The organism is Sphingomonas daechungensis (assembly GCF_014489495.1).
Taxonomy (GTDB): domain Bacteria; phylum Pseudomonadota; class Alphaproteobacteria; order Sphingomonadales; family Sphingomonadaceae; genus Sphingomicrobium; species Sphingomicrobium daechungense.
On sequence record NZ_CP060780.1, the window covers coordinates 728,347 to 743,820 of the forward strand.

Sequence of the window (15,474 nt, forward strand, 5' to 3'; positions counted from 1 at the left end):
TATGGCTCCCGCCGCGTTCATCGATCGATTTCGATCCGACCTTGATCGGCTGATTGAACCCGGGACCCGCGTCGGCATCGCCGTTTCGGGCGGGCCGGATAGCATGGCGCTCCTGCTGCTCGCTGCTGCCGCAAGGCCCGGCGAAATCTTGGCGGCGACGGTGGATCACGGCCTGAGAACGGAAAGCCGTGCCGAAGCGGAAATCGTTGCGGCCGAATGCGCCCGGCTTGGAATTCCGCACGCGATTTTGCCGATCGCCTGGGAGCGCCCGCCGACTAGCGCGGTGCAGGAAAGCGCTCGCAAAGCCCGTTACGCCGCTCTTGCGAGCTGGATGCGAGGCCGGGGCGTCCCGGTCCTGATGACCGCGCACCATCTGGACGATCAGGCCGAAACGCTGCTGATGCGCTTCAACAGGGGTTCGGGAGTGAAGGGTCTCGCGGGAATGCGAGCGCGAAGTCCGCTCACTGGAGCGGCTGATCTGAAGCTCGTCCGCCCATTGCTCGAATGGCGCCGCTGCGAGCTCGAAGATGTTTGCGCAGAAGCCGGGGTGAAACCCGCAGCCGATCCCAGCAACGACGATGAGCGGTATGAAAGAGTGCGCATCCGTAAGGCCATCTCGGACTCTTCATGGCTCGATCCTGAGTCACTCGCCCGGAGCGCTTCGCACCTCGGCTTCGCAGACGAAGCGATCACTTGGGCGACAGACCGTGAATGGGAGGAGAAGGTTACAGTTGGCGACGATCGCGTCAGCTACACGCCGTCCGGCGCGCCAGCAGAAATCGTTCGCCGCGTGTTGTCACGGGCGATTGCCACGCTTGGCACCGAGGGCTGCCCGAACGACCTTCGGAGCCGCGAAATCCAACACGTAATCGACACGCTGCGCTCAAGTGGGACTGCGACACTACGAGGCGTTCGGTGCAGCGGTGGACCTACATGGATCTTTACGCCCGCGAAGCCTCGATGCCCTCCCAGCTAGTCTGAGCAAAGCTCCAATTTCCTGATGTGCTGAAAGGCAGATGTGGGGCCTGTCGATGGCTGCATCGTCGAACGACGTCACCGTCGGCAGGCCCCACACCTTAGCCGCGCCTCCCCGAACGGCTGACGGCTATTACCGAAGGAAGGGTTTGACCCCCGCCGCGCAGGATACTCCCGGCCGCAGCCAACCTAGCTATCAAAAGTTAGGCGCGACCGTGTGTCCCGATTTGACGACCGATGCCATGGACCACTGTGCGCCGTGTATCATGTGCGATATCACCGCCGAGTGAGACGGGGGCTCAGACTACCATCCGGACGCGTGATCGCGATCGGCCGCTACATGCTGGCGGCGCTGCTCGTCTTTTATCTTTGGATCGACACCAGCCCCGCTCTCGATCCGGCGTCGATGACCTTCGCCGTGCTCGGCGCCTACTCGATCTTCGCGCTCATCGTCATGGTGGTTACCTGGGATGACTGGTGGCTTGAGGCGCGACTGGCCGGGCCAGCGCACGCGGTCGACATCATCGCCTTCGCTCTTCTCGTCTATTCGACGCAGGGCTTTGACAGTCCTTACTTCACGCTCTTCATTTTCATTGTCGGCGCATCCGCGATCCGCTGGGGGTTGAGAGCCACCTCACTCACGTCCGTCCTGCTGATCGGGCTCTTCTACATGGTCGGAATGCTGGTGTTCCGATCGACAGGGCCGGCCCATTTCGAAGACTTCGTCGATCGCACCGGGCACCTGATCATCCTGTCGATGATCCTCATTTGGTTCGGCGTGAATCAGTGGCGATCTGGCCTTTATTCGCGCTCAGAACCCATTTCGTCTGAATCCGCGCTGGATGAATCGCCTCTCGAGACCAGCCTGCGGGCGGCAATGGAGGGCCTGAATGCCTCATCGGGCGTGCTGATCTGGCGGGCGCACGGCCGCAAAGCCGCGAACGCCTTTGTCGCCCGCAACGGGGGGATGACGGTAGTGCGGACGAATGCCGATGCACTGATGGGCTTTGGAGCCGGCCCGTTCCTCTACAACAATCCCAAGAACCGGGCGCTGGCGCGTGACGACCGCCGGAACCTGTGTCCCTTCAAGGCAGACGAGTTAATCAACGGGAAGGCCGCTGCCGAACTCGGCTTGGAGGAGGGCATCGCCATCCCGTTCCGCACCGGTGGCGGCGAAGGCGAAGTCTTCCTCGAAGGCATGCCAAACCTGTCCACGGATCATATCGACCTCGGCCGGCAGATCGCTCTGGACGTGGTCGGCCAGATCGAACGTCACGCTCTCATCATCGCGGTGGAGGAAAGTGCCGAGGCGCGATCCCGGCTTGGACTTGCGCGCGACCTTCACGACAGCGTCGTCCAGTTCCTCGCCGGCGCGGCGTTCCGGCTAGAGGCGCTGAAGCGCGACCTCGCGTCCGGCCGCGACCTTGAGCCCGAGCTCAACTATCTCAAGCAGCTGATGCTGCACGAGCAGGGCGAGCTTCGCTCCTTCATCGCAGCGTTGCGAAGCGCTCCCCAGATCGGACTCGACGAGCTTGCCAAGGACCTTCGGAGCCTGGCCGAGCGCCTCGCGGAACAGTGGAACGTGCTGTGTGAGTTCTCGGCTCAGACCACAGACATGATGGTGCCCAGCCGTCTCCACCTCGATGCGCAGCACCTCGTGCGGGAAGCCGTCGCCAACGCCGTCCGTCACGCCGGCGCCAAGAGCGTGACGATCCGGCTCCAGTCCGACACCGACCAGCTCAAGCTCGATTTCATTAACGATGGCTCGCGTTATCCCAAGACCCAGCTGACAGGCGGGATGCCACGGTCGCTCAGCGAGCGAGTCAAGTTGGCTGGCGGAGCGCTCGAGCTGACGCGAGGGATGGGAGTCACACGAATCTCGGTCTCGCTACCGATCTCGGGAAGAATTCACTGATGCGCATCCTGCTCGCCGACGATCACCCGATGATCAGCACGGCCATCGAAGCCCTGCTCCGCAACTCGCCTTTTGAAATCGCCGGAATGGCATCGACGGGTGAGCAGGCATTGCAAAAGCTCGATGAGCTCAACCCGGACATCCTTCTGCTCGACCTGCAAATGCCGGGGGGGACCGGCATGGACGTCTTGCGCCGCCTCAAGATGAACGGCAGCAAAGTCCGCGTCGTCCTGCTAACGGCCGCGATTGATGACGCTTCGCTGCTGGAAGCCAAGTCGCTACGGGTTCAGGGCATGGTCCTGAAAAACTCGGACCCTGCATTCCTTCTCGAATGCCTCGACCACGTCAGCAAGGGACGCCGATGGTTTGATCCAGAGTTATCCGGCCGCGCCAAGGAGCTGGCCGACACGCTCGGTGATCGTGAGGGACCGGCTCTCTCGCCCCGTGAGCGTCAATTGATCAATCTCGTCCGCAAGGGTCTCCGCAACCGCGAGATCGCCGAGCAGCTTGGCGTGACCGAAGGGACGATAAAGGTCTATCTCCATGCAGTGTTCGAGAAGCTAGGCGTCACCAGCCGAACTGAGCTTGCGATCCGCGCGGACGAGTTCCTCGCAGGGAGTTTCCTGACCGATCGGCGCTGACCCACCTGTCCCGCAATGGGACGAATGCCAGCGACGCCGTTCATATCACTGCAAAAATCAGTGACATATGCGTGCAACATAGGAGTTGCACAGGGCTGCTTGCGACGATGGAACTGAAGGATGTCTCCCGAGAGCTTCGACGCCACGTGAACCTCGACGCGATAGCGCGCCGGGCCGACAATCAGCGCCACGACATCCACCTTACCGACATCTCGCGCGATGGCTGCCAGTTCCGCTCCGATGTTCCGTTCGAGACCGGTGAGGTCATCACCATTCGACACGAGGTTCTCGGCGATCTCTTGGCCGAAGTTCGCTGGGCCTGCGCGGGGCGGGTCGGCGCCCTCTTCCTCAGGCGGGACTGAACGCGATCCCGCTGACGGCACCAAACGCCTGTGATATCATTGTCATTAAGGTTCTAGCGCCTATCTTGCAGTCGCTAACCGGCATTCGCGCCGTCGAGAGAGATTAGAATGAACGAGAAAAAGCCGACGAATCCCTGGGCAAAGAGCCTCCTCATCTGGGTTGGCATCCTCTTCGGGCTCGTCGTTTTCGTGCAACTGATCGGCGGCGGCTCGAAGGCCGCTACCGGCGAAGCCATTCCTTACTCGGAATTCATCAAGCAGGTCGACGAGTCCAACGTCCAGGCGGTGACGACCTCGGCCACGACCAGCGGCAACCAGGTCATCACCGGCAAGCTCAATTCCGGTCAGGAATTCCGGACGACCGCGCCCAAGGACGCCCAAGTCACCGATCGCTTGATCAAGGCCGGCGTTCAGGTTCAGGCCAAGGAAGCCGAACAATCGAGCATCTGGCAGTACCTGCTGCTGCAGTCCCTGCCCTTCATGCTAATGATCGGCATCGCCTTCTTCGTGATGCGTCAGATGCAGAAGAACGCCGGCTCCGGAGCGATGGGCTTTGGCAAGAGCCGCGCCCGCATGCTGACCGAGAAGCAGGGCCGCGTAACGTTCGCCGACGTTGCCGGCATCGATGAAGCCCGCGAGGAGCTTCAGGAGATCGTCGAGTTCTTGAAAGACCCGGGCCGCTTCGCTCGCCTCGGCGGCAAGATCCCGAAAGGCGCGCTACTGGTCGGCTCGCCCGGCACCGGCAAGACGCTTCTCGCCCGCGCCATCGCGGGTGAAGCGGGCGTTCCCTTCTTTACCATCTCGGGTTCGGACTTCGTTGAGATGTTCGTCGGCGTTGGCGCCAGCCGCGTCCGCGACATGTTCGACCAGGCCAAGAAGTCGGCCCCGTGCATCGTCTTTATCGACGAAATCGACGCGGTCGGCCGCCATCGCGGCGCCGGCCTCGGCAACGGCAATGATGAGCGCGAGCAGACCCTCAACCAGCTGCTGGTCGAGATGGACGGCTTCGAAGCCAACGAAGGCATCATCATCATCGCCGCGACCAACCGGCCGGACGTGCTCGACCCGGCGCTTCTCCGCCCCGGCCGTTTCGACCGCCAGGTCGTCGTGCCGCGCCCCGACATCGACGGCCGCGAGCAGATCCTTGCCGTTCACATGAAGAAGGTCCCGCTGGCGCCGGATGTCGACGCGCGCGTCATTGCACGTGGCACGCCGGGCTTCTCGGGCGCCGACCTCGCCAATCTCGTCAACGAGGCTGCACTCCTCGCGGCCCGCAAGGGCAAGCGCCTGGTCGCCGCGCTCGAGTTCGAAGAAGCCAAGGACAAGGTCATGATGGGCACCGAGCGCCGCTCGATGGTCATGACCGAGGACGAAAAGCGCATGACCGCCTATCATGAGGCCGGCCACGCCATCGTCGCGCTTCATGAGCCGGCTTCGGACCCGATCCACAAGGCGACGATCATCCCGCGCGGCCGTGCGCTGGGCATGGTGATGCGCCTGCCGGAACGCGACAACTACAGCTACCACCGCGACAAGATGTACGCGAACCTGTCGGTCGCCATGGGCGGCCGCGTCGCCGAGGAACTGATCTTTGGATACGACAAGGTCAGCTCCGGCGCGTCGTCGGACATCAGCTACGCGACGGGCCTCGCCCGCGACATGGTCACCCGTTGGGGCATGTCCGACGCGCTCGGCCCGCTGCAGTACGCGGAAGCCGACGAGGAGGTCTTCCTCGGCTATTCGGTCAACCGGCAGAAGAACATGTCGAACGAGACCGCGCAGGCCATCGACAAGGAAATCCGCCGCATCGTCGAGCAGGGGTACGAGCGCGCCAAGACGGTCCTGACCGAGCAGCACGAGCAGCTTGAGACACTGGCAAAGGCGCTTCTCGAATATGAGACGCTGTCGGGTGACGAGATCAAGATCGTGCTGGACGGCGGAGCCATCGACCGCGGTGGGCCGAAGGGTCCCGCCATTCCGGCAGCCGGCTCCTCGATTCCGAAGGCGAAGCGCCCACCGAAAGGCATTGGCGGACCGGCGACCGCCGGCGCTTGAGCCTTCGCCGCTTCCTCGCGGCAGCCATCATCCTCGTCAGCGCCTCACCGGCGCTGGCGACGGATGTCGAAAGCTTTCTCGTCAGGGTTCACAAGGTCCAGCGATTGGGCCCGTTCGCGTTCTTCTCGCCGGAATTTTATCGGCTCAAGCACCTGGTCGAGGCTGACGGGGAAGAGCTCAAGACGGAATATGCCGAGTTGAAAGCGGCGGGGCGGCCGACGGCCTTTTGCCCGCCCGTAGCGGACAAGCCGCGTGTCAGCCCCAACGAATATCTCGCCGCTCTGAAGGCCGTCCCGGCAGAGAGACGCCGTGTCACGACGACCAAGGACGTGCTGAGGACCGTGCTCGAGCGAAAATATCCCTGCGGCCGCTAATCGAACAGGCCGAGCGCGAAGAGCGCGAGAAAAAACAGGGTGAGCGCAACGATTGAGAACGTGACCAACAAGATCGTGCGGACCAGCGCGCTCCTGCCGGACAGACCGTAAGTACCTTTGAGCTGGCGATAAATGTGGAACGGCGGGACCAGCATTGCGAAGCCGGCGACCTGCGGCAGTCCCGCCAGCCCGATCAGCATCGCGGTCACCACCAGCAAGGTCATGAAGCTCAGCGAATAGGTCACGAACACGGTGTGATCGTAGAGGCGGAAGCGGCGGCTGAACGGGAATAACAGCCACAGGAATGGCACGGACAGCGGAATCAGCATCCAGCTGAATTTGTAGGCATTCGTCTTGAGCTTGTAGAACATGAGATCGGGATTCTTGACCGCCTTCTCCAGCGGTTTGCTCAGCCAGTCCGGTGCATCGATGCGCGTCTTTGCTATCCGCCCGATCTCGCCCTGCTGGACGCCCCGCATGACCGCCAGGTCTTGCTGCAGATCGGCAATCTTCGCGTCGTACGGAGCAGTCGGCCGATTGGCGCGTACGGCAGCGTCGCGCTGTCGCTGAAGGTCGGCGATCTGCCGCTCGTTCGACGAGATGCTCTTCTGCAGTTCTGCCGGTGCATCCGGGCTGATCCTTGGCGACAAGTCACCGCTGAAGCTCGCAACGGCAAACATCAGGAAAACCGAGAACAGGAATAGCGCCATGGGCGAGACGAACTTGGCGCGCTCGCCGTCGATGTAGCGCCGCGTGAGCTCGCCAGGGCGCCAGGCGAGCATCGGCAGCGTGTGCCAGACCTTGCCCTCGAAATGGAGCACACCGTGAAGCAGGTCGTGCCAGAAGGCGTGCAAGGTGCGGTGCACATGCGACTTCTGCCCGCAGGCATGGCAATACTCGCCGACCAGCTGCGCGCCGCAGTTCAGGCAATTCTTCTCATGCGTGTGGCCGCTACTCGCGCCGGAGCGCGGCTCAACCGCGCCTCCAAGTACTGCGCCGGTCGCAGCATCGCCGATGGCTTCCAGATCCGACATGCAACGTTCCCCTCCCCAACATTATGCGCGCTTCGGCGCTCATGCTAGCTGCCGTTCAATGAAGCGGATTGGACTTCTCGGCGGCTCGTTCAATCCGGCGCACGTCGGTCATCGACGTATCAGCCTGGCGGCCATGGACGCGCTCGGGCTGGATGAGGTCTGGTGGCTGGTGTCCCCGGGAAACCCGCTCAAGGCCGGCCGCAAGGACATGGCGTCCTTCGAAGACCGCTTCGCGTCGGCCAGGGACATGGCCCGGCGATCGCGCATCAAGGTCAGCGATTTCGAGCGGCGCGCGGGCACGCGTTTTACGATCGACACGGTTCGGAAGCTCCGAAGGACCTTTCCCAGCACCCAGTTTATCTGGCTGATGGGCGGCGACACTGTGGCCGAATTTCATCAGTGGAAGCACTGGCGCAAGCTCGCGGAATCGCTGCCGATTGCGGTGATTCGCCGCCCGGTTATGATCGTCAGGTCCACGCGGCTCGCGCGATGGGCTGGCTGAGACGGTTTGTCCGACCTTCCAGCCAGGCACGGAACTGGACGGATTGGAGTGCACCGGCGATTATTTTCCTTCGCCTGACGCCCGACCCAACCTCCGCTACCGGCCTCCGCGCGCACGATCCCAACTGGCATGAACGGTATCCGGACCCCACGGGGGTTCCAAACGTTTCGTAATGCCAACTTTGATCAGGAGAGCACTTGCCCGACAGTCCCACTGAGACCGCTACCGGCCGTCCCGAACTCGACGTCGAAGACCTCCACGCCCTCGTCCTCAAATCGCTGGATGACGATCAGGCCGTCGAGGTCGTGACCATCCCGCTCGCTGGAAAATCGAACATTGCCGATCACATGGTGATCGCGTCGGGCCGCTCGACCCGGCAGGTTGCATCGATGGCGCATAAGCTTGCGGACCGGATCAAGGAGCAATTCGGGAGGATTGCGCGGATTGAGGGACTGCCCACCGCGGACTGGGTTCTGATCGACGCGGACGATGTGATCGTGCATCTTTTCCGCCCGAGGTTAGAAGTTTTTACAATTTAGAACGTATGTGGGCTTTCGGCGATGATGCCGAAAGGAGTACAGCTGCTCACGGGTAGAGGGCTTTATGCGTTTGATTGCTGTTTTCCTGGGGCTGCTGGCCTTCGCGCTTCAGCCTGCCAATGCGGCGTCTTCGCCGGGCCTGCTGACGCTTGAGCAGCAGCTGAAACTGCTTGTCGGATCGCAAACCAGTGATGTCGGCGTTGCCGCGCTTGACCTGACGACGGGCGAGACCGTCGAAATCAACGGCCACACGGCCTTCCCGATGGCCAGCACGGTCAAGGTCGCCGTCGCCGCCGCCTACCTCAGCCAGGTCGATCACGGCCAACGCTCGCTCTATGACAGGATTTCCGGAACCTCCGCGGCCAGCCTGATGGAGCGGATGCTGATCCACAGCGACAATCGCGCGACGGACATGCTGATCCGCGACCTCGGAGGGCCTTCTGCGATCCAGGCCTGGGTGAAGTTTCACGGCCTCAACGATTTCCGCGTCGACCGAACGATCGCCCGCCTGCTCTCCGACAAGCGCGACCTGTGGGACTATCGCGATTCCGCAACGCCGCTGGCCATGGTCGACCTCCTTCGACGGTTGGACCGGGGCAATGTCCTGAAACCGGAGAGCCGATCCTATCTGATGGATCTGATGGGCCGTTGCGAGACTGGCAAGAACCGCATTCGTGGGCTTCTTCCGTGGGGAACCAAGGTCGAGCATAAGACCGGAACGCTCAACGGCTACACCAGCGACGTCGGCTACATCACACTGTCGAACGGCCATCGCGTCGCGGTGGCCATGTTCGCCCGTGGCGGCACCGACCGGCCGAAGACGATCGCAGAGGCCGCGCGCGCCATCTACGACGGCTTCACCAAGCTGTTCACCTGGCCGACCTACGGCACGGCGTATTCGGGCGCCGCGCGCAACTAGGTGCTGCTCCACGTCATCGCGCGTGGGAAAATCGGCCGATCACCCGAGGCGGAACTCGTCGAGCGCTACCTGAAGCGCATCAGCTGGACGACGAAACTTACCGAGCTTGGCGAGCGGGCCACTCTTCCAGTGACCGCGGCGGGATCGATGACAGTGCTACTCGATGAGAAAGGCCGCGTGCTTTCCTCGTCCGAGCTTGCAAAACTGCTCGAGCAATGGCGCGATCGCGGCACTCGCGAAGTGCGCTTTGTGATTGGGGCCGCGGACGGCCATTCTCACGAGGAACGTCAATCCGCGGACATGCTGCTGTCGTTCGGAGCGGCGACCTGGCCGCACCTGCTCGTAAGGGCCATGCTCGCCGAGCAGCTGTTCCGGGCGACATCCATCCTTGCGAACCATCCCTATCATCGCGAAGGTTGACTGGTGCACGCGCGTTTCGCCTTCGCCGTTCCTCTTCTCGCCCTGCTTGCGGCGAGCGAGCCTGTCCGCCCCGCCCCGAGCCGATCGCACTGACTGCGCAGCGTGCGATCGCCGAGGCCAAGCTCGCGGAAGCTCGCGTCGTGAAGCTGCAAAAGGCCGCCGACGAGGCGAAAAGCGAGGCCGAACGCATCGGTGCGCAGAGGGCCGCGGCCGCAGAAGCCATCGCCGCCGCCGAAGCCCGGATCAGCGCGGCTGATGCCAATGCACGGGCGATCTCTGCCCAGATCCAGCTCCGGCGAGAGCGACTGCAGCGCGAGGCAGCACCGGTGACTTCGCTGCTGGGCGGGCTCGCAGTGATGGCGGAGCGGCCGCCGTTGCTGGCCGTGCTCGACCGGGGGTCGACGCAGGAATTTGTGAAGGTGAGGCTGCTTCTGGACGCCACCCTGCCTGTCATCCAGGCGCGAACGGCATCCCTGCGCGCAGAACTCGACCGCGGGCGAAAGCTGCAACTTGAAGCCGAGCAAGCCCGATCCGACCTCGTCAACAGCCGCAACGCCCTCGCGATGCGCAAGCAGGAGTTCGCCGAGCTCGAAGGCAAGGCCGTCCGCATCGCACAGGAGCGCGGCGGAGAAGCGCTAGGTGCAGGCGACGTGGCTTTGGCACGCGGCGAGGAAGCCGCCGACCTCGTCGGCGAAGCCCGGCGTGGACAGCAGGCCCAGCAGATCGCGTCCGAGATGTCGCGGTTGCCGGCACCGCCCGCCCGACCGGGGACGACAAGGTCGCCGGCTGAAGGTTTCGCCTATATCCTGCCGTCCACCGCGCCCGTCGTCGAAGGCCTGAGTGCCATCGCGCCGAATGGGGTCCGCTCCCGCGGCCTCACGCTGGCAACGGGCAGCGGTGCCGAGGTCATCGCACCCGCCGCAGGAACGATCCGCTTTTCGGGCCCATTCCGCAGCTACGATGCGGTCATCATCATCGATCATGGCAACGGCTGGATGAGCCTTCTGCTGAACGTCGCGTCACCGCTCAAGTCGGGACAAAAAGTGCAGATCGGACAGCCGCTTGGCCGCGCCATTGGTCGAATAAGCGTGGAACTGTCCGCAATGGGCGGCATGTGTCGCCTGCTCTCATCGCAGGTTCATCTCAGAACCTGTCAAAGGGCCTGAAACAGAGTTAGGGTGTAGACCGAAACCCGGGACACGCAGATCATGAAGCTGACTACCAAATTGCTTCCGCCGCTCGCTCTCGTCGGGGCGCTTGCCCTAGTGCCGGTGACGACCAGCTCGCTCGCAGCCGCGGACTCCGCCAATTACCAGGAGCTTGAGACGTTCATGAGCGTCTACGAGCGAGTGAAGGCGCAATACGTCGACAAGGTCGATGACCATACCCTGATCAAGGGCGCGATCGACGGCATGCTCGCGGCGCTCGATCCCCACAGCTCCTATGCAGAAGCGACTGACTTCGACGTCCTCAAGGCGACGACGGACGGCAATTACGGCGGCCTCGGAATCACGGTTGGCGTCGAAGACGGTGCGGTGAAGATCGTTTCGCCGATGGAAGACACGCCTGCCTGGCGCGCCGGTCTGAAGTCAGGCGACTACATCACACACATCAATGGCGAACTTCTCTACGGCCTCTCCCTCGACGAGGCGGTCGAGAAGATGAAGGGGCAGCCGGGTTCGTCGGTGAAGCTGACCATCGTTCGCCCGGGCCGCGACAAGCCGTTCGACATCTCCATGGTTCGCGAACGCATCGAGCTCCGGCCGGTGAAGTGGGAAATCAAGGACGGCATCGGCATCATCAACATCAATTCGTTCGCCGGGAACACGGGCGATGCCACCAAGGCAGCGCTCTTGGCGATCGACAAGGCGACCGGCGGCAAGCCGCTCGGATACGTGGTCGACCTCCGGTCCAACCCGGGCGGCCTGCTCGACCAGGCGATCGACGTCAGCGACGCCTTCCTCGAGCGGGGCGAGATCGTGTCGCAGCGGGGCCGCGAAAAGGACGATATCGAGCGTTATTACGCCACTCCGGGCGACATGGCTCACGGCCTCCCAGTGGTCGTGCTGATCGATGCAGGCAGCGCTTCGGCGGCGGAGATCGTCGCGGCCGCGCTTCAGGATCACCACCGCGCACTCGTCCTCGGCGAGAAGAGCTTCGGCAAAGGATCGGTGCAGACCGTCCAGATCATGGGACCCAAGGCGGCTCTCCGCCTGACCACGGCGCGCTACTACACGCCGTCTGGCCGTTCGGTTCAGGCCGGCGGGATCGAGCCGGACATCAACGTGCCGCAGCTGAGCGATCCGGACTTCAAGGACCGCAAGGTTGTGCGGGAATCCGACCTTCGCCGCCACCTGCTGGGCCAGGCCAACGTCGACGAGAAGCTGCTGGAGCAGGACGACCTGTCGAAGGACCCCCGCTTCAACTTCACGGCTGCTGAGCTCGAGAAGAAGGGAGTCACGGACTTCCAGCTCGATTACGCTCTCCGCACGCTGAAACGGCTGCGGGCGCCGACCAACGTTGCGTCTGCCGACACTTCGAAGCGGTCTTAAATGAACGAAGCGGCGCTTCCGCGCGATCGGGGCATGCTGGGAATCGGAAGCGCTGCCGCGGCGCGGCTGATCGCCTTGCTGCTGCCGCTCGGCCTGCTCGGTGGGGCGCTGGGCTCGCAGTACATCGGCGGCCTTCACCCCTGCGAGATGTGCTACTGGCAACGGTGGCCGCACGGAGCGGCGATCCTGCTCGCAGCTCTGTCGTTCACGGGGCCCGCGACATCCCCGCGTTCCCGGACATTGGTCCTGCTTGCAGCTGCGGCGATCGCGATCTCTGGGGCTATCGGTGTCTATCACGCCGGCGTCGAGGCGCGCATCTTCGAAGGATTCACGACCTGCACGGCGACCAAGGGACTGACCCTGGAGGACATCATGAAGGTGCCGCTGGTCCGCTGCGACCAAATCCAGTGGTCGCTCTTCGGAATCTCGATGGCCGGCTGGAATGCGATCCTGTCGCTTGGCGGAGCCGCACTGATCGTCGTCCCGTCTCTAAGAGGTCGCCGCGCATGAAACCATGGCGGCCCGGACAGCGCCGGTCCGATGCGGAATCGATGATCCGCGTCGACCAAGCCGGCGAATATGGCGCGACCCGCATCTATGCAGGGCAGCTCGCAGTTCTCCGTCGGAATTCGACTGCGGCCAAGATGGTCGCACGCATGGCCGCGCAAGAGCAGCGTCATCTCGACCGGTTCGATGCCCTGATGGCCGAGCGGCGAGTCCGGCCAACCGCGTTGCAGCCGGCCTGGAACGTCGCTGGTTATGCACTAGGAGCGGTCACCGCCCTGATCTCTCCCTCGGCGGCCATGGCCTGCACCGAAGCCGTCGAAACGGAGATCGACCGCCATTACGGGGCGCAGCTCGAGCATTTGGGCGATTCAGATCCGGAGCTTGCCGCCGATATCGCGGAATTTCGCGCGGAGGAACTGGAGCACCGCGACGTCGCCCGCGAGGCTGGCGCTGCCACGGCTCCGTGCTATCCGCTATTGACGTTCGGAATCCGTGCGGCATGCCGTGTCGCAATTGGGTTATCGAAACGGATTTGAGGAACCAGCAGCGGCAGTCGGCCGCTTTACTGTTGGAAGGATTGTTATGACGAAGCTTGCAGCCCCTCTTGCAGCCGCTGCCCTGTTTGTCGGCTTCGCCTCGGCGCCGGTCGCCGCGCAGAATGACTCGAGCACGCAGGACTCAAAGCAGCGGATTTCGGAGATCATCGTCTTTGGAACCGACCCATGCCCGCGTTCGACCGATGACGAAGTCGTGGTCTGTAGCCGCGTTCCGGAATCCTACCGCTACCGCATGCCCGAAGCTTATCGGCCGGGCGGCAGCTATCAGCAACGTCAGGCGTGGGCGAACAAGGCAAAGTCGCTCGAGCGCGTCGGCCGCACGGGAATCCAGAGCTGCTCGCCGGTCGGACCGGCGGGCTACACCGGCTGCCTGGACCAGATGATCAATTCGGCGCGCCAGGAAAGCGACGACGATTACCGCGCCGGTACTGCGCCGAAATAATCCTCAGCCTCTCGCCTTTTCGGAGGCGATCCACGCGTCGATTTGCCTTTCCAGCGCATCCAGCGGCACCGCGCCCTGTCCGAGCACAGCGTCGTGGAAGCGGCGTATGTCGAACTTGTCGCCCAGCGACTTCTCGGCCCTCGCCCGTAGATCCTCGATCTTGCGCTTGCCGATCATGTAGGCCGTCGCCTGGCCCGGCACCGAGATGTAACGGTTCACCTCAGCATCGATGTTGGCGTCGGTAAGGGCCGTATTGTCCTTCATGAAGGCAACGGCCTTCGCCTTGTCCCAGCCCATTGAGTGGATACCGGTGTCGACCACCAGCCGCGTCGCGCGCCACATCTGGTAACTGAGGCGCCCATGTCCTTCTGCGGCGTGTCGTAGAGGCCCATGTCGGTGCCCAGCCGCTCCGAATAGAGCCCCAGCCCTCAACGAACGCCGTGTAGAACGTCGTCGCCTTGCGCCACTGCGGCATGTCCAGTTCTTGCTGGATCGCGATCTGCATATGATGGCCGGGAACGGCCTCGTGCACCGACAGGACCGGGATTTCCCAGAGCGGCCGCTGGTCGAGCTTGGTCGTGTTGACGAGATAGAAGCCGGCAATGCCGCCCTCCGGACTGCCCGGCTGGTAGCGCGCAGTCGTGTCGGTCGGGGCAGTCGCGGCGGTCATCGGGCGGATGCCGTAGGGCAAGCGCGGCAGGCGTGAGAAATAGCCAGTCATCTTGCCGTCGATGGTCTTGGTGACGATCGCCGTCTTCTCCATCAATTCCTCGGGCGTCGTCACGTACCACTTCGGGTTGGTCCGCATGTCGGCGATCATCGCCTCGCGGCTGGCGAACCCGGCCTTCTTCGCCACGGCCTCCATCTCCGCGCGAATGCGCGCAACTTCCTGCAGGCCGATCTGGTGTATTTGATCAGGAGTGAGGTCGGTCGTCGTGTGCAGGCGAACCAGCGCCGCGTAATAATCCTTGCCGCCCGGCTGGCTGGCAACGCTGTCGACCGTCCGGCATTTCGGCACCAACTGGCTCTGCGCGATCGAAGCGAAGGACTTGTAGGACGCGGTGATCGGTCCCTGGATCTGCTCCCGAGCGCGGGACTGGAGGTTTGCCCAATCTCCGGCCGAGATCGAGGGCGGGCGGGATCCCGCGAACGGCCCGTAAAACGGCGACTGCGTGGGATCGGCCGGGACAAAGGCGAGGGTCTGCTCCGGCAGCTTCCGCATCCACTCGCACGCCTGCGTATAGCCCTCGTTGGCGGCCTTCACGCTCATGTCGCTGTACGCCTTCATCCGCGCAGGAACGAGCGTCAGGCGCGCAAGGTAATTCTCGTAATCCGCCTTGTCGCGCATGGGGATATTCTCACCCATGGTCGCCATGTAGTCGTGATAGCTGCCGAGCGAGGAGTAGAGCAGCTGCCGCTGACCGAAGCGGTTGAAGCGGATCTGGTCATCCAGAGTCCGCTCCAGAACGGCGCGATTGCTTTGGTCCATCGCGTTCAGCGAGGCCGAGGGAATTGCGCGCAGCCGCTTGAGAAATGCGTCCGCTTCCGCCGCCTGCCGATCGAATTCCGCCAGGCTGAGCTCGGCAAGCTCGCGATCATAAGTCTTCACCCCGACCGAGCTTGCAGTGAGCGGATTGTCCTTCAGGTACGCCGCCCAGTAATCGTCCATTAGCTTGTGGA

16 protein-coding genes and 2 pseudogenes are annotated in these 15,474 nt (G+C 63.4%); 15 read left to right on the plus strand and 3 right to left on the minus strand.

Annotated elements, in window-relative coordinates; genetic code table 11:
- Window position 1: 1 nt before the first annotated feature.
- The 6 genes from tilS (at window position 2) to H9L15_RS03855 (ending at window position 6,322) form a co-directional block, all read left to right on the plus strand.
- On the plus strand, window positions 2-976 hold the full coding sequence (gene tilS / locus H9L15_RS03830) for a tRNA lysidine(34) synthetase TilS (RefSeq protein WP_187715216.1): 975 nt from the start codon (window positions 2-4) through the stop codon (window positions 974-976).
- A gap of 318 nt (window positions 977-1,294) precedes the next feature.
- Window positions 1,295-2,890 carry a sensor histidine kinase gene (locus H9L15_RS03835; RefSeq protein WP_187715217.1) on the plus strand — a complete coding sequence of 532 codons (1,596 nt, stop codon included), beginning with the start codon at window positions 1,295-1,297 and terminating at the stop codon, window positions 2,888-2,890.
- A complete protein-coding gene (locus tag H9L15_RS03840; RefSeq protein WP_187715218.1) occupies window positions 2,890-3,531 on the plus strand; it encodes a response regulator in 642 nt (213 codons plus the stop codon). Before H9L15_RS03835 ends, H9L15_RS03840 begins: the two co-directional genes overlap by 1 nt.
- Before the next feature lie 107 nt (window positions 3,532-3,638).
- Window positions 3,639-3,893 (plus strand): PilZ domain-containing protein, encoded by a 255-nt coding sequence (locus tag H9L15_RS03845; RefSeq protein WP_187715219.1) that lies wholly within the window; start codon window positions 3,639-3,641, stop codon window positions 3,891-3,893.
- 108 nt (window positions 3,894-4,001) lie between these two features.
- The gene (gene ftsH / locus H9L15_RS03850; protein ID WP_187715220.1) at window positions 4,002-5,948 is read left to right on the plus strand and encodes an ATP-dependent zinc metalloprotease FtsH; all 1,947 of its coding nucleotides are present in this window, start codon (window positions 4,002-4,004) and stop codon (window positions 5,946-5,948) included.
- A complete protein-coding gene (locus H9L15_RS03855) occupies window positions 5,945-6,322 on the plus strand; it encodes a hypothetical protein (protein WP_187715221.1) in 378 nt (125 codons plus the stop codon). Before ftsH ends, H9L15_RS03855 begins: the two co-directional genes overlap by 4 nt.
- On the opposite strand, the gene H9L15_RS03860 is transcribed toward H9L15_RS03855, so the two are convergent.
- Window positions 6,319-7,356 carry a DUF3667 domain-containing protein gene (locus H9L15_RS03860; protein ID WP_187715222.1) on the minus strand — a complete coding sequence of 346 codons (1,038 nt, stop codon included), beginning with the start codon at window positions 7,354-7,356 and terminating at the stop codon, window positions 6,319-6,321. The two genes, H9L15_RS03855 and H9L15_RS03860, sit on opposite strands and share 4 nt — an antisense overlap.
- A gap of 58 nt (window positions 7,357-7,414) precedes the next feature.
- Between H9L15_RS03860 and H9L15_RS03865 the strand changes: the two are divergent.
- From H9L15_RS03865 to H9L15_RS03905, 9 genes and pseudogenes are all read left to right on the plus strand, one after another.
- Window positions 7,415-8,031: pseudogene (locus H9L15_RS03865) on the plus strand (nicotinate-nucleotide adenylyltransferase).
- 24 nt (window positions 8,032-8,055) lie between these two features.
- Window positions 8,056-8,453 (plus strand): annotated as a pseudogene (rsfS, locus tag H9L15_RS03870) (ribosome silencing factor).
- 8 nt (window positions 8,454-8,461) lie between these two features.
- Window positions 8,462-9,316 (plus strand): serine hydrolase, encoded by an 855-nt coding sequence (locus H9L15_RS03875; RefSeq protein ID WP_187715223.1) that lies wholly within the window; start codon window positions 8,462-8,464, stop codon window positions 9,314-9,316.
- Window positions 9,317-9,736: a 23S rRNA (pseudouridine(1915)-N(3))-methyltransferase RlmH gene (locus H9L15_RS03880; protein ID WP_187715224.1), complete on the plus strand. Its 420-nt coding sequence runs from the start codon at window positions 9,317-9,319 to the stop codon at window positions 9,734-9,736.
- Between the two features lie 140 nt (window positions 9,737-9,876).
- Window positions 9,877-10,902, plus strand: a complete 1,026-nt coding sequence (locus H9L15_RS03885) for a murein hydrolase activator EnvC family protein (protein ID WP_187715225.1) — start codon at window positions 9,877-9,879, stop codon at window positions 10,900-10,902.
- 48 nt (window positions 10,903-10,950) lie between these two features.
- Entirely contained in the window at window positions 10,951-12,288 is a 1,338-nt protein-coding gene (locus H9L15_RS03890) for a S41 family peptidase (RefSeq protein WP_398286890.1), read from the plus strand.
- Window positions 12,289-12,798, plus strand: coding sequence for a disulfide bond formation protein B (locus H9L15_RS03895; RefSeq protein ID WP_223276481.1), 510 nt, complete (start codon window positions 12,289-12,291; stop codon window positions 12,796-12,798).
- Window positions 12,799-12,839: 41 nt separating this feature from the next.
- Window positions 12,840-13,331 (plus strand): demethoxyubiquinone hydroxylase family protein, encoded by a 492-nt coding sequence (locus tag H9L15_RS03900; protein ID WP_187715227.1) that lies wholly within the window; start codon window positions 12,840-12,842, stop codon window positions 13,329-13,331.
- Between the two features lie 46 nt (window positions 13,332-13,377).
- A complete protein-coding gene (locus H9L15_RS03905; protein WP_187715228.1) occupies window positions 13,378-13,794 on the plus strand; it encodes a hypothetical protein in 417 nt (138 codons plus the stop codon).
- A 3-nt stretch (window positions 13,795-13,797) separates the two neighbouring features.
- Here H9L15_RS03905 and H9L15_RS18570 read toward each other — a convergent pair whose 3' ends face one another.
- A complete protein-coding gene (locus H9L15_RS18570) occupies window positions 13,798-14,115 on the minus strand; it encodes a DUF885 domain-containing protein (RefSeq protein WP_262984906.1) in 318 nt (105 codons plus the stop codon).
- Complete coding sequence (locus H9L15_RS03910; protein ID WP_262984907.1) at window positions 14,015-15,463, minus strand: DUF885 domain-containing protein; 1,449 nt, start codon at window positions 15,461-15,463, stop codon at window positions 14,015-14,017. The genes H9L15_RS18570 and H9L15_RS03910 overlap by 101 nt, the downstream gene beginning before the upstream one ends.
- Between the last annotated feature and the right edge of the window lie 11 nt (window positions 15,464-15,474).